We start from the raw sequence: 24,769 nt of genomic DNA on the forward strand, positions 1-24,769 counted from the left end.
GATACCCATCACCGTGACCGCATGGGTATCGCAAGCTCAACCCATCCTACGAAAAGCACCTCGGCGCCCCTGCCCCGCGGACCTTGTCCGCGATAACCGGAACCTCCGGCGCGATTCGCGGATGAGATCCGCCTACACCACCCCACCCACACCATTCCCTGTAGGAGCGCGCCCTGCGCGCGAATCGCGGGCAGGGCCCGCTCCTACAATCCGCCCCGGGAGGCATGGTGTTTCCCCGTAGGAGCGGACCTTGTCCGCGATCCGGCCCGCAGGGCCGGCAGCGGCTATGGTTAAGTCGACCCGTAACCGAGCGACATCATGCCCGCCCTCGCCCACCTCAAGCGCCACCCCTCCGCCATCCTGCTGTTCGTCCAGTTGCTCGGCGTGCTGCTCTACCCCTGGATGGACGACAGCCCCCTGGGCCGCGCGCTGTTCGGCGCCTTCGGCCTGCTGGTGCTGGGCCTGGCGCTGCAGGTGGTCAAGCGCAGCCCGGTGCATAGCTGGGTCGCCGCGGTGCTGGCCTTGCTGGTGCTCACCCTCGGCCTGCTCGACCTCTGGCTGGCCAGCCGCATGCTGGAGCTGCTGGTGCCGGCGCTGGAGGCGGCCTTCTACTTCTATGCCGCGGCCAGCCTGATCGCGTACATGAACGCCGACCAGCGCGCCACCACCGACGAGCTGTACGCCGCCGGCGCCACCTTCACCCTGCTGGCCTGGGCCTTCGCCCATCTGTTCAGCTTCTGCCAGTTGGCCGTCCCCGGCAGCTTCAGCGCCGCGCTGGACGCCGATGAGCCGCGCACCTGGACCGAGCTGCTGTTCCTCAGTTTCACCACCCTGTCCGGGGTCGGCCTGGGCGACATATTGCCGCTGACGCCCGCGGCCCGCTCGCTGGTGATGATCGAGGAATTTGCCGGCGTGATGTACCTCGCCCTGGTGGTTTCGCGGCTGATCGCCATGAGCGTCAGCCGTCGCTGAAGCCGGGCCCGCGCGACGATCGAGCGGGCATCGCCGCGCCCGTTACGCTAGGCTTTGCCGTGAGGGGCGCGGTCACCGGCACGCCGCCGCCCTCGACCAACAATCGCCGGATCACCTGCAGTTCGGGGACGCCATGCTAGAGCGCGAGCGCCTTCGCAACATCCTCTGCCTGGGGCTGCCGATCATCGGCGGCATGCTCAGCCAGAGCCTGCTCAACCTGGTGGATGCCGCCATGGTGGGCCACCTGGGGGAAAAGTCCCTGGCCGGGGTGGGCATCGGCAGCTACGCCAACTTCGTCGCCATTTCCCTGGTCATGGGCCTGGGCGCCGGCGTCCAGGCGCTGGTGGCGCGGCGCCGCGGCCAAGGGCGCGACGGCGACCTGGCCGCGCCGCTGAACTGCGGACTGCTGGTGGCCCTGGGCCTGGCCCTGCCCATCAGCCTGGCCTGCCTGCTGTTCGCCAGACCCATCGTCAGCCTGCTGTCGCCCGACCCCGAGGTGCTGGCCATTGGCGTGCCCTACTTCGAGTGGCGCACGCTCTCAGTGCTGGCCGTGGGCCTGAACTTCTCCTTCCGCGGCTACTGGAACGGCACCCGCCGCTCGGGCACCTACATGCGCACCCTGGTGGTCATGCACCTGGCCAACGCCGCCATCAGCTACAGCCTGATCCACGGCCTGTTCGGCCTGCCGCGCATGGGCGCGGTGGGCAGCGGCCTGGGCACCACCCTGGCGCTGTACCTGGGCTCGGCGATCTACGCCTGGATCACCTGGCGCGACGCACGCCAGCACGGCTTCCTCGCGCGCCGCCCGAGCGAGCGGGAAATCCGCGTGATGCTGCGCCTGTCGCTGCCCAATTCGCTGCAGCAGTTCTTCTTCGCCGCCGGCATCACCCTGCTGTTCTGGATCATCGCCCAGGTCGGCACCCGCGAGCTGGCGGTGGCCCACGTGCTGATCAACCTGGCGCTGTTCCTGATCCTGCCCGGCATCGGCCTGGGCATGGCGGCCACCACCCTGGTCAGCCAGTGCATGGGCGAGCGCGACTTCGACAGCGCGCACCGCTGGGGCTGGGACGTGGTCAAGGTCGCCGCCTGCGGCCTGGCGCTGCTGGGCACGCCGTTCTGGATGTTCCCCGAGGCGATCCTGCGGCTGTTCGTCAGCGACCCGGCGCTGATCGAGCTGGGCCGCGTGCCGCTGATGTTCACCGGCCTGGGCATGGTCATCGACGCCACCGCTTTGGTGCTGACCCAGGCGCTGCTCGGCGCCGGCGCCACGCGCACGGTGATGGCCGTCAGCCTGGGCAACCAGTGGCTGTTCTTCCTGCCCCTGGCCTACCTGGTCGGCCCGGTGCTGGGCGGCGGCCTGCTGGCGATCTGGAGCATGCAGATCATCCAGCGCGGCCTGGCCTCGGCGATCTTCGCGGTGATGTGGCAGAAGCGCCAGTGGACGCAGATAGAGCTCTGAGGCCGGCTATGCTTATCCCACAGCAAAGGAGGCTTGCATGAACGACGATCCGCAGAACCGCCCGCCGAGCTTCTGGCAGATGCTGCAAAGCGTGCTGGCCGCCGCCTTCGGCGTGCAGAGCGGGAAGAACCGCGCCCGCGACTTCACCCATGGCAAGCCCAGCCACTTCATCGTTCTCGGCGTGGGCTTCACCCTGGTCTTCGTCCTGTTGCTCTATGCCCTGGTGCGCCTGGTGCTGCACCTGGCCGGCGTCTAGTCCAGCAGCGGCTGCAGGGAGAAACGGTAGGCCTTCTGTTTCGGGTGCAGGGCCAGGCTGAAGTCACGGAAGTCCAGGCCATAGCCGGGACGCGCCAGGTTGGCGCGCAGTTTCTGCGCGCGGCGTTTGTCCAGCAGGATGAACACCGGCAACTGGCGGTCCTTGCCGCCATGGGCGGCGAAGTCCACCCCGGCGTCGTAGTCGTGCAGCAGGACCATGGCCCAGCCACCCAGGGTGAAATGGCCGCTCATGGCCACGCTGATGCTGCCGTCGATCACCGCGCCGAGTAGCTCCGGGGAGTTGTTCAGGCCGCTGAACAGCATGTCGCGGCCCGGCACGCGGCCTGCCTCGCGGGCCGCCTTCATCGCGCCGAAAGCCATCTCGTCGTTGGCCGACCACACCAGCCGCACCTGCGGGTAGCGGCGCAGCAACTGCTGCGCCTGCCCGTAGGCGCGCTGGCGGTCCCAGCCGCCATAGACCACCTGCAGCAGCCGGGCCCGCGGGAAGTCGGCCAGGGCCCGGCGCATGCCCTGCTCGCGCAGCTGCGCCACCGGCGCCTGGGCCAGCCCGGAGAAGGCCAGCAGGTCCAGCCCCTGCCCCGCCGCTGCGCCGGCCTTGAGCAGGCCATGGGCCATCAGGTAACCCGCCTCCTCCTCGTTGGCCACCAGGCTGCCGATCCAGTTGCGGTAACGCTCGCGGCTACCGCCGACGATGCGCTGCTGGTCGGTGGTCAGCATGTTGTTCACGGCGAACAGGCGCACCGGGGTATCGGCGAACAGGCGCAGCAGTTCCGGGCCGATGTAGCCCTCATTGGTGAACACCAGGTAGTCGGGCAACTGGCCGTCGCGCAAAAGCTCGCGCGCCTGCTGCAAGGAGCGCTGCGGGTCGCGCTCGGCGTAGAGCACGCGCAGCGGCATGCCCAGGTCGCGAGCGGCGGCCTGCATGAAGTGGGTATAGCTGAGCCAATAGGGCTCGTTGGACCGCCCCGGGTTGAGGAACACCACCGACGCCGCCTGGCAGCCCAACGACAGCAACAGACCGACAAGCAGCAACCAGGACCTGCACAGAAGACTCAAGAACCCACACCCCACCGACCGGAAGCCGGCGAAGTATAGCCATTTGCCTTCACTGTGTTCGCTCGCCCCGGACCGGTGGAGCGAAATTACTGATGGCTCACCCAGAATATCGCCGTAGACACCACCAGCAGGATGAGGATGAAGGCCGCGCGGGCATCGACCACGCTGTCGCGGTTCTCGTTACGGGATTCTTCGCTCATGTTTCCCCCATTTGTTATTGCTGTTTTCGGTGGACCCACCAGCAGTTAAGACCAGGGCACGGGCAGCGACAAGGCGCGGCCCTTCATGAGGGCGGCGAAACCGGCTAGGCTGGGGCGGTTTCCGCGACAAGAACAAGGCACCCCATGGACAACCTCTCCCTGCAAGACCGCGCCGCGCCCGAAGGCATCTGCTACGGCTGCGGCGGCAGCAACCCCCACGGCCTGCACATCAAGAGCTACTGGCACGAGGACGGCATCCACGTGATGGCCGAGCACCTGCCCGAGGCCAAGTACACCGGCTGGCCGGAGCTGGTCTACGGCGGCCTGATCGCCATGCTGGTGGACTGCCACTCGAACTGGACGGCGATGGCCTACCACTACCGCGCCGAAGGCCGCGAGCCGGGCAGCCTGCCGCGCCTGGACTGCGTCACCGGCAACCTCGGCATCAAGTTCATCAAGCCCACGCCGATGGGCGTGCCGCTGACCCTGCGCGCGCACGTTGAAGGCGAGCTGGGACGCAAGAGCCGGATCATCTGCGAGGTGTACGCCGGCGACGTGCTGACCGCCATCGGCGACTCCATTTTCGTCCGCGTCGATGCCGCTCAGCTGGGCGCCCAGGCCCACGGCCGCGAGGGCTGAGGACCCGCCGCGAGGGCCTGCGGCCAGGCGCCGCAAGCCCTGGCGCGGCGCCGGTGGGTGGAGAAGGTTCCCACGGATGCCGCGCTTATATCAGAAAGTTCTCGCCATATACTCAAACTTCACTTTTACGCATATTCCCTAACTGGTATCTTGCCCGCCACTCCGCGTGGAGCGCGTTGCCGTGCGCGCTCGGAAGCGTAGTACGCCCGAGCGCTATAGCCTGACAGCAGGATTTTTCATGTACGTATACGACGAATACGATCAGAGGATCGTAGAGGATCGCGTCAAGCAGTTCCGCGATCAGACCCGCCGCTACCTGGCGGGCGAACTGACCGGCGAGGAATTCCGCCCGCTGCGTCTGCAGAACGGCCTGTACATCCAGCGCTATGCGCCGATGCTGCGTATCGCCGTGCCCTACGGCCTGCTCGCCTCCCGGCAGCTGCGCAAGCTGGCGCAGATCGCCCGCGACTACGACAAGGGCTACGCCCACATCAGCACCCGGCAGAACGTGCAGTTCAACTGGCCGGCGCTGGAAGACGTGCCGGACATCCTCGCCGAACTGGCCACCGTGCAGATGCACTCGATCCAGACCAGCGGCAACTGCATCCGCAACACCACCACCGACCAGTTCGCCGGCATCGCCCGCGACGAGCTGGTGGACCCGCGCCCCTGGTGCGAGATCATCCGCCAGTGGTCGACCTTCCACCCCGAGTTCGCCCACCTGCCGCGCAAGTTCAAGATCGCCGTCAACGGCGCCGCGAGCGACCGCGCTGCCATCGAGGTGCACGACATCGGCCTGGAAGCGGTGAAGAACGAGGCCGGCGAGCTGGGCTTCCGCGTGCTGGTCGGCGGCGGCCTGGGCCGTACCCCGATCGTCGGCAGCTTCATCAACGAATTCCTGCCCTGGAAGCACCTGCTGTCGTACCTGGACGCCATCCTGCGCGTGTACAACCGCTATGGCCGCCGCGACAACAAGTTCAAGGCGCGCATCAAGATCCTGGTCAAGGCGCTGACCCCGGAAGTCTTCGCCGAGAAGGTCAACGCCGAATGGGCGCACCTCAAGGACGGCCCCAGCACCCTGACCGAGGCGGAAGTGCAGCGCGTTTCCGCGTTCTTCGTCGACCCGGCCTACAAGGCCCTGGAAGACCAGGACGCCGCCCTCGCCGCCCTGGACGCCGAGCATCCCGGCTTCGCCCGCTGGCGCGAGCGCAACACCTTCGCCCACAAGAAGCCCGGCTACGTCGCCGTGACCCTGTCGCTCAAGCCCACCGGCACCGCCCCGGGCGACGTGACCGACAAGCAACTGGACGCCATCGCCGAGTTGGCCGACCGCTACAGCTTCGGCGAAGTGCGCAACAGCCATAACCAGAACATCATCCTCGCCGACGTCGAGCAGGCGCAGCTGTTCACCCTCTGGGGCGAACTGCGCGAGCTGGGCTTCGCCAGCCCCAACGTGGGCCTGCTGACCGATATCATCTGCTGCCCGGGCGGCGACTTCTGCTCCCTGGCCAACGCCAAGTCGATCCCGGTGGCCGAGGCCATCCAGCGCCGCTTCGACGACCTCGACTACCTGTTCGACATCGGCGACATCGACCTCAACATCTCCGGCTGCATGAACGCCTGCGGCCACCACCACGTGGGCCACATCGGCATCCTCGGGGTGGACAAGAAGGGCGAGGAGTTCTACCAGGTGTCCCTCGGCGGCAGCGCCGGCCGCGAAGCCAGCCTGGCGCAGATCCTCGGCCCGTCGTTCGCCCAGGATCAGATGGCCGACGTGATCGAGAAGCTGATCAAGGTCTACGTCGAACGGCGCACCGAAGAGGAACGCTTCCTCGATACCTACCGCCGCATCGGCATCGACCCCTTCAAGGAGCGCGTATATGCAGCGAATCATTAAGCACCGCGAAGTGGTCGACGACCGCTGGCACCTGCTGCCCAAGGACGCCACCCTGGAGAGCGTGCCCAACAGCGACGACGTGATCATCCCGCTGGCCCTGTGGCTGGAACACGGCCCGGCCCTGCGCGGCCGCGACGGCGGCCTGGGCGTGTGGCTGGACTCCGACGAGGAGCCCGAAGCCATCGCCGGGGACCTGGACAAGTTCCAGGTGATTGCGGTGAACTTCCCGGCCTTCACCGACGGCCGCGGCTTCAGCACCGCGCGCCTGCTGCGCGAGCGCTACGGCTACAAGGGCGAGGTGCGCGCCATCGGCGACGTGCTGCGCGACCAGCTGTTCTACATGCAGAGCTGCGGTTTCGACGCCTACGCCATTCGTGCGGACCGCGATCCATATGATGCGCTGGCCAGCCTGGACGACTTCAGCGAGGTCTACCAGACCTCGGTGACCCAGCCGCAGCCGCTGTTCCGCCGGCGGCAGTTGGCCTGACCTGAAAAGCCCCGCCCTGGCGGGGCTTTTTCGTTGGGCCGGCGGCATCACGCTTCTCTTCCCCATCGTCGTTCCCACGAACGTGGGACGCGGCTCCATCGCGAACAGCGCTTGTGCTGGCCCGAAGGGGGATAACCCAGCTGCCTTGGCTTGGGTGTTTCTGCGCCGCTCCGAGTTTGCCCGGCCTTCTTGTTTCGCCCCCTCGGGCGAGTCCCTTTTGTCAATCGCCACAAAAGGAACCAAAAAGGCTTGCCCCGCCATACGGGCCCGATGGAGCCGGGCTACCCTCACGAACTCCCCCGCCACGGAGGCCCGCCCCGAGGGTACGTCCCTGTAGCCCATCGGGGCTCTCGCGACATCCATGTCGCATGACCTCCTGAGCGCCGGTTTCGCTCGGCCTTCTGAAGGGGCGTTTCGGAGTGCGCGGAGGTTTCTCTGGAAGTCCAAAAGCAAGAGCAAATGCGTATTTGTTTTTCGTAGGAGCGAACTTGCTCGAGAACTGGCCGGTGATATCTGCGCACCGGTTCAACGCCGCCCCTCCCCCTAACCCTCGGCTGCGCGCCCCGCCCTGAAGGGAGAGGGGACCGTTCGGCGTGCGCTGATATTTCCGCGTTAGCCGGCTTGCGCCGAGTGGCCGGCTGACACCTCGGATGTTCTGGAGTCAACCGGCTAGCACAGAGATTACCGGCTAAAGCCAGGCCCCTTCTCGGCACGGACAGCCCCCTCTCCCGCTTGCGGGAGAGGGTTGGGGTGAGGGCGCTCTTGATCCCCGACCGTCGGCGTTATCCGCCGGATCGCGGACAGAGTCCGCTCCTACGGTTCCAGGAAGCGCAGCTTTTCGTAGGATGGCGTTGAGCGAAGCGATACCCATCACCACGGCAGCATGGGTATCGCAAGCTCAACCCATCCTACGAAGAGCACCTCCGCGCAAGACAGTTGCTCCTACGGTTCAGGGAAGCACGGGCGTAGGAGCGGACTTTGTCCGCGATTGGATTCACCGGCCACGTCGCACACCCCGGAGGCACGGCCAACGGCGCATAACCACGAACGGTCATCCGCCCTACGCCCTGACACTCTCCCAGGCAATCTGCGCCAGCAGGTCCCGGCAATCCGCCAGCTCCACCCGCGTCCGCCCGGCCAGCCAATTGCGTACGTAATCGTGAGTGGGGCCTATCACCACCGAGTTGAACAGCTCGAAGGGCATTTCCCGGAAGGCGCCGGCCTGGCGGTGCACCGCCAGCAGCTCGGCGATGCGCCGGCCCTGCTGGCGGTTGGCTTCGCGCAGTTGCTCGCCCATCTCCCCCGCCTCCACCCGGCCGCGGTTGTGCAGGATGAAGCGGGCCCAGTCCGGGTGCGCCACCACCCAGTCGATATAGCAGGTGACGAACAGCTTGACCGTGGCCTCGGCGCCCATGCCCTCGCGCAGCCCGGCGTCGAGCAGGGCCGCGTACTGGCCGATGCCTTCCAGGTAGAGCGCGCCGATGATCCGCTCGCGGTTGCCGAAGTGGTGGTACAGGCTGCCGATGCTGGCGCCGGAGCGGTCGCGGATCATCTCGATGGTGGTAGCGTCCACCCCGGATTCGCTGAAGCAGGCCAGCGCGGCCTGGAGGATGTCGTCTTTACGGGAAGCTCGGCCCATGGGGTTCCTTGTACGGATCGCTTCTAGAATATTTTTCTAGAATTAATTTCTAGCCTTCGTATACTGCCCTGACGCGCCGCCATCCTTCAACCCGAATCCACGCAACCTGACCGGCCAGCCCCAGGAGCATGCAGCATGACCACCCCGCAACCTCGCGAGATCGACAACGGCCACGGCCAGCGCCTGGCCAGCCACTGGTACCGGCCGCCGGGCGAGATGCTCGGCGCCGCCCTGATCGTTCCGGCCATGGGCGTCGAGCAGCGCTTCTACGGCGCCTTCGCCAACTGGCTGGCCGAGCGCGGCTATCTGGTCGTGACCTTCGATTACCAGGGCATGGGCCAGTCGCGCAGCGGCCCGCTGCGCGAGGTGAAGGCCAATGTCGTCGACTGGGGCCGCCACGACTGCAGCGCCGTGCTCGCGGCGGTGGCCGAGGCCGCGCAGGACAAGCCGCTGTACTGGATCGGCCACAGCCTGGGCGGGCAGATCCTGCCCTTCGTCGACGGCCGCGGGCGCATCACCCGGGCCTTCAGCATCGCCAGCGGCAGCGGCTACTGGCGCGACAACACCGCCGGCCTGCGCGGCCGCGCCTGGCTGCTCTGGCACTTCATCGCGCCAACCGTCACGCCGCTGCTGGGCTACTTCCCGGGCCGCCGACTGGGCATCGTCGGCGACCTGCCGCGCGGGGTGATCGAGCAATGGCGGCGCTGGTGCCTGCACCCGCAGTACGCCCTGGGCGAAGGGGAGCAGATGCGCATCCGCTATTCGGCGGTGCACACGCCTATCGTTTCGCTGTCCTTCACCGACGACGAGATGATGTCCCAGCGCAGCACCGAGGCCCTGCTCGGCTTCTACCGCAGCGCGCCCAAGGTGAGCCGGCGCATCGCCCCGGAACAGCTGGGGGTGAAGCGCATCGGCCACTTCGGGTTCTTCCGCGAGCAGTTCGCCGACACGCTGTGGGAGGGCTACCTGCTGCCGGAGCTGGGCTGAACGCCCGGCCCCGGCGCGGGCATCAGTCGAGGTTCACCAGCAGCCGGCCGACCAGCTTGCCGGCGAGGATCTGGTGGATGGCGGTGGGCAGGTCGTCAAGGCGGATTTCGCGCACCAGCTCCTCCAGGCGCGGCAGCTTCCACTGCAGCGAGAGCTTGTCCCACATGGACGCCTTGACCACCAGCGGCAGCTCCACCGAGTCCACGCCCAGCAGGTTCACCCCGCGCAGGATGAACGGCAGCACCGTGGCCTTGAACGCGGCGCCGGCGGTCAGCCCGCAGCAGGCCACGCTGCCGCCGTACTGCAGCGACTTGACCACGTTGAACAGGATGTCGCCGCCGACCGTGTCCACGGCGCCGGCCCACTGCTCCTTGAGCAACGGCTTGTCGACGCCGTCGGCGACGGTGGCGCGGTCGATGATCTGCCGCGCGCCCAGGCCGTTGAGGAACTCGGCCTGCTCCAGCTTGCCGGTGGAGGCCGCCACGCTGTAGCCCAGCTGGGCCAGCAGCATCACCGCGATGCTGCCGACGCCGCCGCTGGCGCCGGTGACCAGCACCGGGCCGGAGGCCGGGGTCACGCCGGCCTGCTCCAGCTTGTCGACGCACAGCGCCGCGGTCAGGCCGGCGGTGCCGAGGATCATCGCCTCGCGCAGGCTCAGGCCCTGCGGGCGCTTGATCAGCCAGGCGGCCGGCACGCGGATGTACTGGCCGAAGCCGCCCGGGGTGTTCATCCCCAGGTCGTAGCCGGTGACTATCACCTCGTCGCCGGCGGCGAACTCGCCCACCGAGGATTCCTCCACCACCCCGGCGGCATCGATGCCGGGGGTGTGCGGGTACTTGCGGGTCACGCCACGGTTGCCGCTGGCCGACAACGCATCCTTGTAGTTCAGCGACGAATACCGCACCCGGATCAGCACCTCGCCGGCCGGCAACTGGCTGGTGTCGCGCTCGACCACCTGCTGCTCGTAGATGCCATGCGGGGACTCGGTAACCCAGAGGGCCTTGAATGCACTCATCACGCTCTCCTTCTGCAAAGCCTGCCGCGCGGGCGCCCCTGCGCCCGCGCCGGAATCATTGCCAGTAACGGCTGCGCCCCAGGCGCTCCCACCAGCTCAGCAGCACGCGGTCGATCACCGTGCTGGCGCCCACGCCCAGGCGCTCCTGGACGCTTTTCTTCTGCACGTACTGCAAGTGGTAGACGTCCGACTCGCGGGCGCGTTCGGCCAGGTACTCGTCGCTGGTCTTCAGCTCGTCCACCAACTTGCGCCCCAGCGCCGCCTGGCCCAGCCAGACCTCGCCGGTGGCGATTTCCTCGATGGCCAGCTTCGGCCGGTAGTGGGCGACGAAGCCCTTGAACAGCTCGTGGGTGGACTCCAGGTCCTCCTGGAACTTCTCGCGGCCCTTGTCGGTGTTCTCGCCGAACACCGTCAGGGTGCGCTTGTACTCGCCGGCGGTGAGCACCTCGAAATCGATGTCGTGCTTCTTCAGCAGGCGGTGCACGTTGGGCAGCTGCGCCACCACGCCGATGGAACCGAGGATGGCGAAGGGCGCGGACAGAATGCGCTCGCCGATGCAGGCCATCATGTAGCCGCCGCTGGCGGCGATCTTGTCGACGCACACGGTCAGCGGCACGCCGGCCTGGCGGATGCGCGCCAGTTGCGAGGCGGCCAGGCCGTAGCTGTGGACCATGCCGCCGCCGCTCTCCAGGCGCAGCACCACTTCGTCCTTGGGCGTGGCCAGGCTGAGCAGCGCGGTGATCTCGTTGCGCAGGTGCTCGGTGGCCGAGGCCTTGATGTCGCCATCGAAGTCCAGCACGTAGACGCGGCTCTTCTGCGCGCCGGCCTTCTTCGCCTGCTTGGCGGCCTTGTGCTCGGACTTGCGCAGGGCCTTGAGCTTGTCCTTGTCGAGCACGCTGCCCTGCAGGCGCTCACGCAGGTCCTTGTAGAAGTCGTTGAGCTTGCGCACTTCCAGATGGCCCGAGCTGCGCCGCCCGCGGCCGCGCAGGGCGGCGACCACCACCAGCACCACCAGCACCGCCACCAGCACGGTGAAGGTCCTGGCCAGGAAACCCGCGTAATCCAGAAGAAACTCCACACTTCCCCCTATCAACCTGTGCCCCGCCCGCCGACCGGGCCGGGGAATCCCGCAAGCATACCCAGCCCGCCGGGCCGCAGCCAGCGCTGGCGAACGCCTTCATCAGCGTTGGGAATAGCATTCAAACAAGCGTATGTTTTTTCGTTGACAGCCCAGGGCCTTCCTCATACCCTCGCCGGAACTTTCCCCCTGCCGAGGTCCGTGCGTGGGCAGCATCTATCTGATTCGACATGGCCAGGCTTCGTTCGGCGCCGACGACTACGACGTGCTCTCGGCGACCGGCGTGCGCCAGGCCCAGGTCCTGGGCGAACACCTGGCGGGCCTGGGCCTGCGCCTGGACCGCTGCCTGGCCGGCGACCTGCAGCGCCAGCGCCACACCGCCAGCGAAGCCCTGGGACGCATGCGCGAAGCCGGGCTCGAGGTGCCGGAGCTGGAGATCGACGCCGCCTTCAACGAGTTCGAGGCCGACGCGGTGATCCGCGCCCACCTCGACGACCTGCTGCAGCACGAGCCCCAGGCCCTGCACATCCTGCGCAACGCCGCGCAGCACCGCGGCGAGTTCCAGCGCCTGTTCTCCTACGTGATCGCCCGCTGGGTTTCCGGCGAGCACCACAAGGAAGGCCTGGTCAGTTGGCAGGAATTCCTCGACACCGTGCACGACGGCCTGCAGCGCCTGCTGCGCCAGGCCAGCGGCAAGGACAACATCGCCGTGTTCACCTCCGGCGGGACCATCACCGCCGTGCTCCAGCAGATCGTCGGCATGCCGGCGATCAAGGCCTTCGAGCTGAACTGGCAGATCGTCAACACTTCGCTCAGCCGCCTGAAGTTCCGCGGCGACGAAGTGTCCCTGGCTTCCTTCAACAGTCACGTGCACCTGGAACTGTTGAGGGCGCCGGAGCTCATCACCTATAGATGAGCCCGGCCCATTGCGCCCCCGGGCGCGCGAGAAAACCTAGAAAAGGGATAGAACCATGAGCGTTGCTGACATCGTCTCCACCATGAAGAGCAAATTCAACGCTGGCGCCGCCGCCGGCCTGGACCTGGTCTTCCAGTTCAACATCGAGGACGGCGACAACCACTACCTGGTGGTCAAGGATGGCACCTGCGAAGTCGTGCAGGGCGATGCGCCGAACCCCAACGTCACCCTGATCATGGACAGCGAGACCCTCAAGGGCATCACCAGCGGCGAAACCGACGGCATGCAGGCCTTCATGGCCGGCAAGCTGCGCGCCGAAGGCGACATGATGCTGGCCATGAAGCTGGGCGAGCTGTTCCCGGTCTGACCTGGAGCGCTGCCTGCCGGCACGAGAAACCGGGGCCCCGCGGCTCCGGTTTTTTTTCGCCCGCGCCGCTCTGGCAAAGGCGTATCAGGCAGCCTGATCGGGGTCCAACACGCTCGCCAATAACGCCCTGCGGCGCTTGTGGGGGTAGCAGGCGAGCATTAGATTAGCCAATTATCTCGGGACACCATTATTGCCCTGCATGATGGATCCCGGGCGCCGCTGCCCCGGCAACTACCGACTACAAGAAAGGGATAAGCATGTCGCTGACTGACCAGTCCACCCGCATCCGCCAAGGCGAAGAGCTCGACGCCGCGGTCATCGATCCCTACCTGAAGGCCCACATTCCCGGCCTGCAGGGCGAGCCGAAGATCAGCCAGTTCCCTGGCGGCGCCTCGAACCTGACCTACCTGCTGGAATACCCCAGCCACGAGCTGGTGCTGCGCCGCCCGCCGTTCGGCCGCAAGGCCAAGTCGGCCCACGACATGGGCCGCGAGTACCGCATCCTCAACCAGCTCAACGCCGGCTTCCCGTACTGCCCGAAGGCCTACGTGCACTGCACCGACGAGTCGGTGATCGGCGCCGAGTTCTACGTGATGGAGCGCGTCAACGGCATCATCCTGCGCGCCGACCTGCCGCCGGAGCTCAAGCTCGACGCGCAGCAGGCCAACACCCTGTGCAAGAACTTCATCGACCGCTTCGTGGAACTGCACAACGTCGACTACCAGGCCTGCGGCCTGGGCGACCTGGGCAAGCCCGAGGGCTACGTGCAGCGCCAGATCGAAGGCTGGAGCGACCGCTACGAGAAGGCCCTGACCCCCGACGCGCCGAGCTGGGAAGCGGTCAAGGCCTGGCTGCGCGAGAAGATACCGGCCGACCACCCCAAGCCGGGCATCGTGCACAACGACTACCGCTTCGACAACGTCATCCTCGACCCCAAGGACCCGATGCGCATCATCGGCGTGCTGGACTGGGAGCTGACCACCATCGGCGACCCGCTGATGGACCTGGGCAACACCCTCGCCTACTGGATCGAAGCCGACGACCCGGCGCCGGTGCAGCTCATGCGCCGCCAGCCGAGCCACCTGCCGGGCATGCTGACGCGCCAGCAGTTCGCCGACTACTACGCCGAACGCGCCGGCCTGCCGCGCATCGACAATCTCGACTTCTACTACACCTACGGCCTGTTCCGCCTGGCCGGCATCGTGCAGCAGATCTACTACCGCTACTTCCACGGCCAGACCCAGGACAAGCGCTTCGCCCAGTTCATCCACATGAACAAGCTGCTGGAGCAGATGAGCCTGCAGGTCATCGGCAAATCGCGCCTGTAACGACGATCACAACAAGGGGAACCCCATGTCCAAGACCAATCTGTTCGACCTCGACGGCAAGATCGCCTTCGTTTCCGGCGCCAGCCGCGGCATCGGCGAGGCCATCGCCAAGCTGCTGGCCCAGCAAGGCGCCCACGTGATCGTCTCCAGCCGCAAGATCGAGGGCTGCCAGGAAGTGGCCGACGCCATCAATGCCGCCGGCGGCAAGGCCACCGCCATCGCCTGCCACATCGGCGAGATGGAGCAGATCCAGAGCGTCTTCGCGCAGATCCGCGAGCAGTTCGGCCGCCTGGACATCCTGGTCAACAACGCCGCCACCAACCCGCAGTTCTGCAACGTGCTGGACACCGACCTGGGCGCCTTCCAGAAGACCGTGGACGTGAACATCCGCGGCTACTACTTCATGTCCATCGAAGGCGGCAAGCTGATGAAGGAGAACGGCGGCGGCAGCATCATCAACGTCGCCTCGATCAACGGCGTCAGCCCCGGCGAGTTCCAGGGCATCTACTCGGTGACCAAGGCCGCGGTGATCAGCATGACCAAGGTCTTCGCCAAGGAATGCGCGCAGTTCGGCATCCGCTGCAACGCCCTGCTGCCGGGCCTGACCGACACCAAGTTCGCCTCGGCCCTGGTGAAGAACGACAGCATCCGCAACGCCGCCCTGCAGCGCATCCCGCTCAAGCGCGTGGCCGACCCGAGCGAAATGGCCGGCGCCGTGCTGTACCTGGCCAGCAACGCCTCCAGCTACACCACCGGCGTGGCGCTGAACGTCGACGGCGGGTTCCTCGCCTGATCGCGAAAGCGCAATGAACAAGGGAGCCTTCGGGCTCCCTTTTTCGTTGGGCGATCCGTCGATGCACGGATGCGCGCGGGTGGGGCGGCGGATCTCATCTGCGAATCGCGCCGGGGCGTCCGGCTACGCGGACAAGGTCCGCTCCTACGAGGGAAGGAATACCGTGCCTCCCGGCGACCTGTAGCGGGCCCTGCCCGCGAAATCGCGCGCAGGGCGCGCTCCTACCAGAGAATGGCGCGGGTGGGCGGCGTAGGAGCGGATCTTATCCGCGAATCGCGCCGGGATGTCCGGCTATCGCGGACAAGGTCCGCTCCTACGAGGGAAGGAATACCGTGCCATCCAACGACCTGTAGGAGCGGGCCCTGCCCGCGATTTCGCGCGCAGGGCGCGCTCCTACAGGGGAATGGCGCGGGTGGGCGGCGTAGGAGCGGATCTTATCCGCGAACCGCGCCGGGGCGTCCGGCTATCGCGGACAAGGTCCGCTCCTACGGGGGAAGGAATACCGTGCCTCCCGGCGATCTGTAGGAGCGGGCCCTGCCCGCGATTTCGCGCGCAGGGCGCGCTCCTACAAGGGAATGGCGCGGGTGGGACAAGCGGATCTCATCTGCGAATCGCGCCGGGGTGTCCGGCCATCGCGGACAAGGTCCGCTCCTACGGGGGAAGGAATACCGTGCCTCCCGGCCGGCGACCTGTAGGAGCGGATCTCATCCGCGAATCGCGCCGGGGTGTCCGGCCATCGCGGACAAGGTCCGCTCCTACGGGGGAGGAATGCCGTGCCTCCCGGCGGGTGGGGCGACGTAGGATGGCGTTGAGCGAAGCGATACCCATCACCACGACCGCATGGGTTTCGTAAACTCAACCCATCCTACGAAAAGCCTCTCGGCGCAACCGGCAAGACAGTTGCTCCGGTGCGGCCCGCCTACCGCCACTCCCGCAACGCCTGCTGCGCCGCGGTGTTGACCGGTTCCGCCTCCAGGCCCGCGGGGCCCAGGCGGACGCTGTAGACCGCCTGGTCCGCCATGGGCAGGAAGTTCACCCGCGCCGCCAGCGGCCGGAAGGTCAGCAGGTCGTGCTGGCCGTCGCGCAGCCAGCGCCACAGGTCGAAGCCGTAGGGGCTTTGCGCCAGCACCTGCTGGCGGGCCTGGGCCTGTTGCTGCTCGATGGCCAGGTAGCGGCCGGCCAGGCCCTGCAGGCGGTAGCCGGGATCCAGGCCGATCAGCGCGGCCAAACCACGCCACTGCATGATGCGCACGTCCAGTTGCCAGAGGTCGCCGCCCAGCTCGACGCGGCGTTCGCGGTCGCCTTCGAGGATTTTCACCTCATAGCGCTGCGGCGCCAGGCGCTGGAAGCTCAGGGTCGCCAGCGGCCGCTCGGCGGGCAGCGCGTCGTAGCTGCGCAGGTCCCAGGCCGCCAGGCCCAGAGCCAGCGCGGCGGCGACGAAGGCCAGGCCGGCGCAGCCGCGCAGCCAGCCGAGGAACCAGTGGCGGTCGAAGAGGATACGTGCGGCGACCAGCAGCGCCAGCAGGGCGATCAGCGCGAACGTCCAGGCCAGGCCGTCGTACTGCATTGAATCAGTTCCTTGCGGGTAGAATTGCCGGCATTATGCGCACCCCTCGACGCGACGGCCAGCCGTGGCGTCGCAGCCTTGAACCCAGGTCGTACTTTTCATGCCCTTCACCCTCCCCTTCGAGCTGGCCATCGACCCGCTCACCCTGCTGATCCTCGCTGTCGTGGCCTTCCTCGCCGGCTTCATCGACGCCATCGCCGGCGGCGGCGGCCTGCTGACCATCCCCGCCCTGCTCACCGCCGGCGTGCCGCCGCACCTGGCGCTGGGCACCAACAAGCTGAGTTCCACCTTCGGCTCGGCCACCGCCAGCTACACCTTCTACAAGCGCAAGCTGTTCCACCCGGCGAAGTGGCGCAACGGCCTGCTCGCCACCGCCATAGGCGCGGCCGTCGGCGCCTGGGCCGCGCACCTGCTGCCGGCGGAATGGCTGAACCGCATGTTGCCGGTGGTGGTGTTCTCCTGCGGGATCTACATGCTCTTCGGCGGCACGCCCAAGGCGCCGCTGGACGCCGACGCCCCGGTCGGGCGCAAGCGCCAGTGGCCGCAAGGCCTGGGCCTGGGTTTCTACGACGGCGTGGCCGGCCCCGGCACCGGCGCCTTCTGGACCGTCAGCAGCCTGCTGATGTACCCCCTGGACCTGGTCCGCGCCAGCGGCGTGGCGCGCACCATGAACTTCGTCAGCAACATAGTGGCGCTGGCGGTGTTCGTCGCTTCCGGCCAGGTGGTCTGGCTGCTCGGGCTGTGCATGGGCAGCGCGCTGATGGTCGGCGCCTACCTGGGTGCGCGCACCGCCATCGGCGGCGGCGCAAAATTCATCCGCCCGGTGTTCATCCTGGTGGTGCTGGCGCTGACCGCGCGCCTGGTCTGGCAGCACTGGTTCAGCGCGGCTTGAAGCGAGGAGAAAACGCCGGGCGTCAGTAGCCGCCGCCCGGCAGGATCGGATCGGGCCGTCCGGCGCGGCGCGCCAGCCAGGTCTCGATCAGGTAGCGGGCGATGGAACGCCCGGCCGGCAGGCGCGGCAGCGAGTCGTAGGGGAACCACTGGGCGTCCTCGATCTCGTCCGGTTGGCAGACGATCTCGCCGCTGACGTACTCGGCGTGGAAGCCGAGCATCAGCGAATGCGGGAAGGGCCAGTTCTGGCTGCCCAGGTAGCGGATGTTGCCGACCTGCAGCCCCACTTCTTCCTTCACCTCGCGGGCCACGCAGTGCTCCACCGACTCGCCCGGCTCGACGAAGCCGGCCAGGGTGCTGTACATGCCCGGCACGAAGCGCGGCGAGCGCGCCAGCAGCAGTTCGTCGCCGCGGGTGACCAGGACGATCATGCTCGGCGACAGCAGCGGGTAGCGCTGGATGTCGCAGGCGTCGCAGCGCATGGCGCGCTCGCGCGGCACGGCGCGCATCGGCTGGCCGCAGCCGCCGCAGAAACGGTTCTCGCGGGCCCAGGTGCCGACCTGGCTGGCGAAGCCGAGCATGGCGAACTGGTCTTCCTCGGCTTCGAGCATGACGTGGCGCAGGCCTGTCCAGCTGCAGCCCTCGACGCTGGCGGGAGACGCCAGCTCCAGCAGGTACACGGCATCGCCGTCGAAGTGGCCGACGCCCTGCTCGGAGAGCACCGGCAGGTCCTGGCGCTTGAGCCAGTCACGGGGGAAGAGCACGCCATTGGCATCGCCGAGGAACTGCTGGCGATAGTGGGCCACGGCCCAGCCACCCTTTTCCGCCGGGTCGAGCCAGGCGGACTCCCAACGTCCGGTACGCATCAGGCAGCCACCTCCAGGCCGAGGGCGCGCACGCTCTCGCTGGCCACGTCCAGCACGTCGGGCTGGCCTTCGGGACGCAGCACGGCACCGCCCTCCAGGTAGTATTCGAGGCCGGTCAGGGCATCGGCCAGGGTTTCCAGCATCTGCTCCGACGGCATCTGCGTGGTTTCGATCATCTGCCGCTGGATGTAGTCGGCGCAAGCCCCGACCAGCCGGGCGGCGCGTTCCTGGCCGAGGAACCAGAGCCCGCCGCGCACAGCCTGCAGGCTGCCGGGGACGTTGGCCAGGTGCAGCTTGTCGCCGTTGGATTCCAGGTAGGCGGTGATCGCCCGCTTGGCCAGGGCCAGGCCGCCCTGGGCTTCGTCTATGACCACGATGCGCGCCTCGGCCAGCTGGTGCACGGCGAAGGACTCGGCGCTGGGCTCGAGGTCGATGATGGCGGGGGCGGCCATGCGCTCGCCGCGTTCCAGGCTGCCGACCAGGCTTTCCACGTAGAGCAGCGCGTCGGCCAGGGCGTTCAGCGCCACCGGCGACTCCACCGCGCCCCTGGCCACCCAGCCGGACACCACCGAGACCTGGCCCTGCAGCACGTTGGCCGCGGAGTTCAGGCCGACCATGCCGAGGGTCTTGGCCAGCTTGCCCAGCTGGGTGTGCAGGGTGCCCAGGGCATCGGCCGGGGACACGCCGCGCTCGATCAGGTCGAGCTGGTCCTTGACCGTGGTGAGCTCCTCGCGGATGGCCGCCGACAGCGAGCGCATCACCGCCTGGCCGGGACCGGACAGGCGCTGCGACTCGTCTTCCAGCAGGTGGTCGGTGAACGGCAGCGGCGCCAGGCCGAACACCTCGCGCAGCTCGCTGGCCCGCGGGCCGCGGGTGTCGGCCAGGGCGGTGAGGTAGAGCAGTTCCTTGAGCAGCTGGCGCGGCGCCTCGTAGTTGGCGTTGGCCAGCAGCTGCTTGAGTTCCCGGTCCAGGCGCGAGAACAGCTGCTTGCGCGCCTTGCGCGGCAGCATCTGCGCATCCACCAGGGCTTCCAGGGCGCCCGCGCCTATCCAGCACAGGCGGCTGCGCTGGCCGTAGCCGAGCAGCGCGTCGAGGCGCGCCAGGGCGCGCCCCATCAGCTTGAGGCCGGAGTAATGGTCCTGTTCGCGCACCAGGGCGAGCAGGCCGACCTGGTACATGTGCCGCAGGCGGCGGACTTCCTGGGCGCGGTCGGCCACCGTGGGCACCGCGCGGGGCGCCGCCGGGCGCGGCAGGTCCAGGCGCGCGCTGAAGAAGAAGCTCTCCGGCAGCACCGGCTGGCCGGCGGCCAGGCGCACGTCGTTGATCGCCGGCAGCAGCAGCTCGGGGATTTCCTGGCGGTTGGCCTCCAGGTTCTCCAGGTAGCGGCGCAGCACGTACAGGGCGTTGCCCAGGGCGGCCAGTTGGCCGTCGCGCTCCTCGCCGACGCCGGTGGGGATGTCGGTGGCCAGCTGCAGAGCCTCCTGGGCCAGCAGCTCGGCGCCGGCCAGTTCGATCAGGTTGAGGGTGCCGCGGATCTGCGCCAGGCATTCGACCGCGTGTTGCAGCAGGCTGCCGTTCTGGCGCTCGGCGATGAATTGCTCGAGGTTCTGCTCGGCCTGCTCCATGGTGGCGAAGAGTTCATCGCGCACCAGACTGAGGGAGGTGGCTCCAGTGACCATCGGGCTAACGCGCCTCCTGCGCGAGGGAGTAATGGGGCATCAGTCGGCGAACTCCGGCTGCTGCTTGCTCATGTGGGCGGCCATGGCCTTCTGCAGGTCGGCCGATTGCAGCATGGCGGCGTTCCAGGTGGCGATGTATTCCAGGCCGTCCTCGACGCTGTGGTCGCGGGCGTAGCGGATCATCTCCTTGGTGCCGCGGATGGCGATCGGCGACTTGCCGGCGATCTGCCGCGCCAATTCGAACACGCCGTCGAGCAGCGCCGCGCTGTCGGCGTAGCTGCGGTTGACCAGGCCGATGCGCACCGCCTCGGCGGCGTCGACCATGCGCCCGGTGTAGGCCAGCTCGCGCATGATGCCGTCGCCGATCAGCCGCGGCAGGCGCTGCAAGGTGCCGACGTCGGCGGCCATGCCCATGTCGATTTCCTTGATGGAGAACTGCGCGTCTTCGCTGCAGTAGCGCATGTCGCAGGCCGAGATCAGGTCGATGGCGCCGCCCAGGCAATAGCCCTGCACGGCGGCGAGCACCGGCTTGCTGCAGGCGTCGATGGCGTTGAACGAGGCCTGCAGCTCGAGAATCTTGCGGCGCAGGGCGCGGGCGTTGCGGCCGACGTCCTTGCCCAGCTGGCTGCCGGCCTGGGCCAGCAGCATCAGGTCGATGCCGGCGGAGAAATGCTTGCCGGCGCCGGAAATCACCACCACGCGGACTTCATCCGTTTCATCGGCCCAACGGAAGATATCGACGATCTCGCGCCAGAAATCGGCGTTCATCGCGTTGACTTTTTCCGGGCGATTGATGATCACATGCGCGATCTTGTCGGCCAGTTCGACGCGAAATGCTTTGTACTCGGTCACGGGGGAAACCCTCGGGAATGCCCTGCTCTGCTGTGCGCGGCAGTTCTTGTAGTGATGGCGTGCCACTATAACAAGGCAAGGGCAAAAGTCGATGCCGGCCTATGTGACACAGGGCACGCTCCAGCTGCGAACGGGCGCTAGTCGATTTCCGCCACCGGCAGGCCCTGCTGGCGGTTGCGCCATTGCCGCCAGGTGTACATCGGGATGCCCGCCATGAACACCAGGAAGCCCCAGAAGATGGCCTGCTCGCCGGTGCCGTAGAGGGCCCACAGCGAGTAGAGGAAGCCCAGCGAGCCGACGGCGATCAGCTGCGGCCGCGAGCGCGGCGAGAACTCGCTGGTGCGCACCGCCAGCAGTTGCAGCAGCGCCGCGGTGCAGAAGGCGTAGGGCACCACGCCGGTCATGGTGCCGAGCAGGATGATGACGTTGAACACGTCCACCAGGTCGCCCTGGCCGTCGATCAGCACCAGCACCGTCACCAGCAGCCCCGAGGCCCACAGGCCGTTGGCCGGGGCGCCGTGCTTGTTGAGCCTGCCGAGGGATTCGGGGAACAGCCCGTCGCGCGCCGGCGCCACCGGGATCTGCCCCTGCAGCAGCACCCAGCCGTTGAGCGCGCCGAGGCAGGCGATCACCGCGCCGGCGGCCACCAGGTAGTAGCCCCAGTCGCCCATCAGCACGCGCGCGGCGTCGGCGAAGGGCGAGGTCGACTTGGCCAGCACCTCCGGCGGCATCAGGCCCTGCACCGAGGTGATCGACAGCACGTACACCCCGGCCGCGGCCAGGGTGCCGAACAGCGTGGCGCGCGGGATGGTGCGCTTGGGGTCGCGCACGTCGTCGGCCGGCACCGTCGCCGATTCCAGGCCGATGAACGACCAGAGCGTCAGCGCCGCGGTGGTGGCGATGGCCTGGGCGTAGCCCATGTTCGGCAGTTGCTCGCGCGGCGGAATGGTCAGGTAGTCGGGGTTGAAGTGCAGCCAGCCGAGCACCCCGACCAGCAGCAGCGGAATGAGCTTGAGCGCGGTGAGCAGGTTCTGCACCACGGCGAAGGTGGCGATGCCGCGCAGGTTGATGAAAGTGCACAGCCAGATGGCGCCGATGGCGGTGGCCACCATCAGCAGCGGGTCGGCCAGCGCCGGGATGAACACCCGCAGGTAGCCCACCAGGGTCACGGCGATGGCGGCGTTGCCGATCCACGCGGCCTTCCAGTAGGTCCAGGCGCACAGGTAGCCGGCGAAGCTGCCGAAGCCCTCGCGGGTGTAGGCGTAGGGCCCGCCGGCGCCGGGGTTGAGCCGCGCCAGGCGGGCGAAGGTGAAGGCCAGCAGCACCGCGCCGGTGCTGGAGACCAGCCAGCCGAACAGGCTGAGCCCGCCATAGGCGGCGAGGCTGGAGGGCAGCAGGAAGACGCCCGAGCCGACCATGTTGCCGATCACCAGCGCGGTACAGCTCCAGAACCCCATGCTGCCTTTCTTGGCAGCCTCTCCCCCGCTCATCCTCGCTCCTTAGGTTCCGCCGCCCTGGACGACGGAATCAGCTGTCGGCATTTTCCACGATGCACTCAACTGTATAGCAGCGCCGGCCGTCCACGTCCTGCACCTGCAGGCCATGCACATCGGAATCGAAACCGGGGAAGTCGTGTTCGAAGGTCCGGGCGAAGGCCAGGTAGTCGAGGATCGAGCGCGTCGCCTCGGTGAAGCGCTCGCCCGGCATGATCAGCGGGATGCCCGGCGGGTAAGGCACCAGCATGACCGCGGCGATGCGCCCTTCGAGGCGCTCGATGGGCACCGCCTCGACCTCGCCGCGCACCAGCTGGGTGTAGGCATCGGCCGGGCGCAGCGCCAGCTCCGGCAGGATGGTGTACATGCGGCGCATGGCCTTGGCCGTGGCGTGCTCGCGGTAGCAGGCGTGCAACTGCTCGCAGAGGTCGCGCAGGCCCATGCCGGCGTAGCGCGCCGGGGCGGCCTGGAGCACGCTGGGCAGGGCCTCGGACAGCGGCGCGTTGCCGTCGTAGCTGCGCTTGAACTCCAGCAGCTCGGTGACCAGGGTGCTCCACTTGCCCTTGGTCACGCCCATGGAGAACAGCACCAGGAAGGAGTACAGGCCGGTCTTCTCCACCACCAGGCCGCGCTCCCAGAGGAAGCGGCCGACCACCGCGGCGGGAATGCCGTGCTCCTCGAGACGCCCGGCGGCGTTCAGGCCCGGGGTGGCCAGGGTGACCTTGATCGGGTCGAGCAGCACGTAGTCGTCTTCCACCTCGCCGAAGCCGTGCCACTCGGCGTCGGGCTCCAGCAGCCAGTCGCGGGTGCGCACCTCGTCGGTGCCTTCCACCCCCGGCGGCTGCCACACGCAGAACCACCAGTCGCCGGCCGCCAGGTTCTGCTGCACGTTGGCCAGGGCGCGGCGGAAGCTCAGGGCCTCGTCGAAGGTCTCCTGGATCAGCGAACGCCCGGCCGGGCCTTCCATCATCGCCGAGGCCACGTCCAGCGAGGCGATGATGCCGTACTGCGGCGAAGTGGAGATGTGCATCATGAAGGCTTCGTTGAAGCGCGCGCGGTCCAGGCGCCGCTTGCCGCCGTCCTGCACGTGGATCATCGAGGCCTGGCTGAAGGCCGCCAGCATCTTGTGCGTGGAATGCGTGGTGAACACCAGCGGGCCGTCCTCGCCGCGGCTGGTGGCCATGCCGTAGCGGCGGTCGTAGAACTCGTGGAAGGCGGCGTAGGCGTACCAGGCCTCGTCGAAGTGCAGCACCTCGACGCTGCCGTCCAGGGCCTGCTTGATCAGCTCGGCGTTGTAGCACAGGCCGTCGTAGGTGGAGTTGGTCACCACCGCCAGCCGCACCTTCGGCTCGCGGCCGCGAGCCAGGGGGTTGGCGGCGATCTTCGCGGCGATCGACTCGCGGCTGAACTCGGACAGCGGGATGGGCCCGATGATGCCCAGCTCGTTGCGCTCCGGGCACAGGTACAGCGGGATGGCGCCGGTCATGATGATCGAGTGCAGCACCGACTTGTGGCAGTTGCGGTCCACCAGCACCAGGTCGTCGCGGCTGACCATGGAATGCCAGACGATCTTGTTCGCCGTGGAGGTGCCGTTGATCACGAAGAAGGTGTGGTCGGCGCCGAAGTTGCGCGCGGCGCGGGCCTCGGCCTCGGCGAGCGGGCCGGTGTGGTCCAGCAGCGAGCCCAGCTCGGGCACCGAAACGGACAGGTCCGAGCGCAGGGTGTTCTCCCCGAAGAACTGGTGGAAGGCCTGCCCCACCGGGCTCTTGCGGTAGGCCACGCCACCGCCGTGGCCAGGCGTGTGCCAGGAGTAGTTGGATTGCGCGGTGTGTTCCACCAGGGCGCGGAAGAACGGCGGCAGCAGGCCCTCCAGGTACTTGCGCGCGGCCCTCGAGACCTGGCGGGCGAGGAAGGGCACGGTGTCTTCGAACAGGTAGAGGATGCCGCGCAGCTGGTGCAGGTCGGCCATGGACTCGGCCGGCGCATTCTCGATGGTCATCTGCTCGCCGAGGGCGAAGATCGGCAACTGCGGCGCCCGCACCCGCGCCACGCGGATCAGCTCCACCACATCCTGCAACAGGCGCTGGTTCTCCCCCGCCCCCTCGGCGGCGACCAGGATGCAGGCCAGGCCATGGTGGGTGGAGGCGACGATGCGCCCCTCGGTGGCGCTGGCGGTGGAAAGGATGCTGAAGCCGTCCAGCTCCAGCTCGCGGGCGATGCCGCGGACGCGGTCGCCGGCGACGGTGTCGGCCTTGATGTCGCGGTGGACGATGAGGATGGGGAATTTCAGATCTTTATACATTGTGAGCCCC

At 67.9% G+C, this 24,769-nt stretch carries 22 protein-coding genes; 12 read left to right on the forward strand and 10 right to left on the reverse strand.

Annotated elements, in window-relative coordinates:
• Window positions 1–318 precede the first annotated feature (318 nt).
• The 3 genes from FG99_RS01615 to FG99_RS01625 all read left to right on the forward strand — a co-directional run bounded on the left by FG99_RS01615 (window position 319) and on the right by FG99_RS01625 (window position 2,687).
• Window positions 319–972: a potassium channel family protein gene (locus FG99_RS01615; protein WP_043266833.1), complete on the forward strand. Its 654-nt coding sequence runs from the start codon at window positions 319–321 to the stop codon at window positions 970–972.
• A gap of 133 nt (window positions 973–1,105) precedes the next feature.
• The gene (locus FG99_RS01620) at window positions 1,106–2,431 is read left to right on the forward strand and encodes an MATE family efflux transporter (RefSeq protein WP_009619246.1); all 1,326 of its coding nucleotides are present in this window, start codon (window positions 1,106–1,108) and stop codon (window positions 2,429–2,431) included.
• Window positions 2,432–2,468: 37 nt separating this feature from the next.
• On the forward strand, window positions 2,469–2,687 hold the full coding sequence (locus FG99_RS01625; protein WP_009619245.1) for a DUF2970 domain-containing protein: 219 nt from the start codon (window positions 2,469–2,471) through the stop codon (window positions 2,685–2,687).
• Here the strand turns inward: FG99_RS01625 and FG99_RS01630 are convergent.
• Window positions 2,684–3,763 carry an ABC transporter substrate-binding protein gene (locus tag FG99_RS01630; protein WP_043266835.1) on the reverse strand — a complete coding sequence of 360 codons (1,080 nt, stop codon included), beginning with the start codon at window positions 3,761–3,763 and terminating at the stop codon, window positions 2,684–2,686. The two genes, FG99_RS01625 and FG99_RS01630, sit on opposite strands and share 4 nt — an antisense overlap.
• Before the next feature lie 344 nt (window positions 3,764–4,107).
• On the opposite strand from FG99_RS01630, the gene FG99_RS01635 reads away from it, so the two are divergent.
• From FG99_RS01635 to FG99_RS01645, 3 genes are all read left to right on the forward strand, one after another.
• Complete coding sequence (locus FG99_RS01635) at window positions 4,108–4,602, forward strand: PaaI family thioesterase (RefSeq protein ID WP_009619242.1); 495 nt, start codon at window positions 4,108–4,110, stop codon at window positions 4,600–4,602.
• 238 nt (window positions 4,603–4,840) lie between these two features.
• Window positions 4,841–6,499: a nitrite/sulfite reductase gene (locus FG99_RS01640; RefSeq protein ID WP_009619241.1), complete on the forward strand. Its 1,659-nt coding sequence runs from the start codon at window positions 4,841–4,843 to the stop codon at window positions 6,497–6,499.
• Window positions 6,483–6,986 (forward strand): DUF934 domain-containing protein, encoded by a 504-nt coding sequence (locus FG99_RS01645; RefSeq protein WP_009619240.1) that lies wholly within the window; start codon window positions 6,483–6,485, stop codon window positions 6,984–6,986. The genes FG99_RS01640 and FG99_RS01645 overlap by 17 nt, the downstream gene beginning before the upstream one ends.
• Window positions 6,987–8,046: 1,060 nt before the next feature.
• Here the strand turns inward: FG99_RS01645 and FG99_RS01650 are convergent.
• Window positions 8,047–8,625: a TetR/AcrR family transcriptional regulator gene (locus FG99_RS01650; RefSeq protein WP_043266837.1), complete on the reverse strand. Its 579-nt coding sequence runs from the start codon at window positions 8,623–8,625 to the stop codon at window positions 8,047–8,049.
• A 135-nt stretch (window positions 8,626–8,760) separates the two neighbouring features.
• On the opposite strand from FG99_RS01650, the gene FG99_RS01655 reads away from it, so the two are divergent.
• The gene (locus FG99_RS01655; RefSeq protein ID WP_009619236.1) at window positions 8,761–9,612 is read left to right on the forward strand and encodes an alpha/beta hydrolase family protein; all 852 of its coding nucleotides are present in this window, start codon (window positions 8,761–8,763) and stop codon (window positions 9,610–9,612) included.
• Between the two features lie 22 nt (window positions 9,613–9,634).
• Here the strand turns inward: FG99_RS01655 and FG99_RS01660 are convergent, their stop codons facing one another.
• Both FG99_RS01660 and sohB read right to left on the reverse strand, forming a co-directional pair.
• A complete protein-coding gene (locus FG99_RS01660; protein ID WP_043266839.1) occupies window positions 9,635–10,627 on the reverse strand; it encodes a YhdH/YhfP family quinone oxidoreductase in 993 nt (330 codons plus the stop codon).
• A 55-nt stretch (window positions 10,628–10,682) separates the two neighbouring features.
• Window positions 10,683–11,705: a protease SohB gene (sohB, locus tag FG99_RS01665; protein ID WP_043266841.1), complete on the reverse strand. Its 1,023-nt coding sequence runs from the start codon at window positions 11,703–11,705 to the stop codon at window positions 10,683–10,685.
• A 205-nt stretch (window positions 11,706–11,910) separates the two neighbouring features.
• Between sohB and FG99_RS01670 the strand changes: the two genes are divergently transcribed.
• The 4 genes from FG99_RS01670 to FG99_RS01685 all read left to right on the forward strand — a co-directional run bounded on the left by FG99_RS01670 (window position 11,911) and on the right by FG99_RS01685 (window position 15,109).
• A complete protein-coding gene (locus FG99_RS01670) occupies window positions 11,911–12,621 on the forward strand; it encodes a histidine phosphatase family protein (RefSeq protein WP_043266843.1) in 711 nt (236 codons plus the stop codon).
• Window positions 12,622–12,676: 55 nt separating this feature from the next.
• Complete coding sequence (locus FG99_RS01675) at window positions 12,677–12,988, forward strand: SCP2 sterol-binding domain-containing protein (RefSeq protein WP_009619228.1); 312 nt, start codon at window positions 12,677–12,679, stop codon at window positions 12,986–12,988.
• Window positions 12,989–13,245: 257 nt separating this feature from the next.
• Complete coding sequence (locus FG99_RS01680) at window positions 13,246–14,316, forward strand: phosphotransferase family protein (RefSeq protein WP_043266845.1); 1,071 nt, start codon at window positions 13,246–13,248, stop codon at window positions 14,314–14,316.
• A 25-nt stretch (window positions 14,317–14,341) separates the two neighbouring features.
• Window positions 14,342–15,109, forward strand: coding sequence for an SDR family oxidoreductase (locus FG99_RS01685; RefSeq protein WP_043266847.1), 768 nt, complete (start codon window positions 14,342–14,344; stop codon window positions 15,107–15,109).
• Window positions 15,110–16,028: 919 nt separating this feature from the next.
• Here FG99_RS01685 and FG99_RS01690 read toward each other — a convergent pair.
• Entirely contained in the window at window positions 16,029–16,676 is a 648-nt protein-coding gene (locus tag FG99_RS01690; RefSeq protein ID WP_043266849.1) for a hypothetical protein, read from the reverse strand.
• A 100-nt stretch (window positions 16,677–16,776) separates the two neighbouring features.
• Here FG99_RS01690 and FG99_RS01695 point away from each other — a divergent pair, with 100 nt between their 5' ends.
• On the forward strand, window positions 16,777–17,568 hold the full coding sequence (locus FG99_RS01695; RefSeq protein ID WP_043266851.1) for a TSUP family transporter: 792 nt from the start codon (window positions 16,777–16,779) through the stop codon (window positions 17,566–17,568).
• A gap of 22 nt (window positions 17,569–17,590) precedes the next feature.
• On the opposite strand, the gene nudC is transcribed toward FG99_RS01695, so the two are convergent.
• The 5 genes from nudC to FG99_RS01720 all read right to left on the reverse strand — a co-directional run bounded on the left by nudC (window position 17,591) and on the right by FG99_RS01720 (window position 24,759).
• A complete protein-coding gene (gene nudC / locus FG99_RS01700) occupies window positions 17,591–18,433 on the reverse strand; it encodes an NAD(+) diphosphatase (protein ID WP_043266854.1) in 843 nt (280 codons plus the stop codon).
• Window positions 18,433–20,112 (reverse strand): FimL-related protein, encoded by a 1,680-nt coding sequence (locus FG99_RS01705; protein ID WP_043266856.1) that lies wholly within the window; start codon window positions 20,110–20,112, stop codon window positions 18,433–18,435. The genes nudC and FG99_RS01705 overlap by 1 nt, the downstream gene beginning before the upstream one ends.
• Before the next feature lie 39 nt (window positions 20,113–20,151).
• Window positions 20,152–20,964 carry a crotonase/enoyl-CoA hydratase family protein gene (locus FG99_RS01710; RefSeq protein ID WP_043266857.1) on the reverse strand — a complete coding sequence of 271 codons (813 nt, stop codon included), beginning with the start codon at window positions 20,962–20,964 and terminating at the stop codon, window positions 20,152–20,154.
• 137 nt (window positions 20,965–21,101) lie between these two features.
• On the reverse strand, window positions 21,102–22,454 hold the full coding sequence (locus tag FG99_RS01715; protein ID WP_043266859.1) for an amino acid permease: 1,353 nt from the start codon (window positions 22,452–22,454) through the stop codon (window positions 21,102–21,104).
• Window positions 22,455–22,491: 37 nt separating this feature from the next.
• Complete coding sequence (locus FG99_RS01720; RefSeq protein ID WP_009619217.1) at window positions 22,492–24,759, reverse strand: Orn/Lys/Arg family decarboxylase; 2,268 nt, start codon at window positions 24,757–24,759, stop codon at window positions 22,492–22,494.
• Window positions 24,760–24,769 lie beyond the last annotated feature (10 nt).

The organism is Pseudomonas sp. AAC, from assembly GCF_000725445.1.
Taxonomy (GTDB): Bacteria; Pseudomonadota; Gammaproteobacteria; order Pseudomonadales; family Pseudomonadaceae; genus Pseudomonas; species Pseudomonas citronellolis.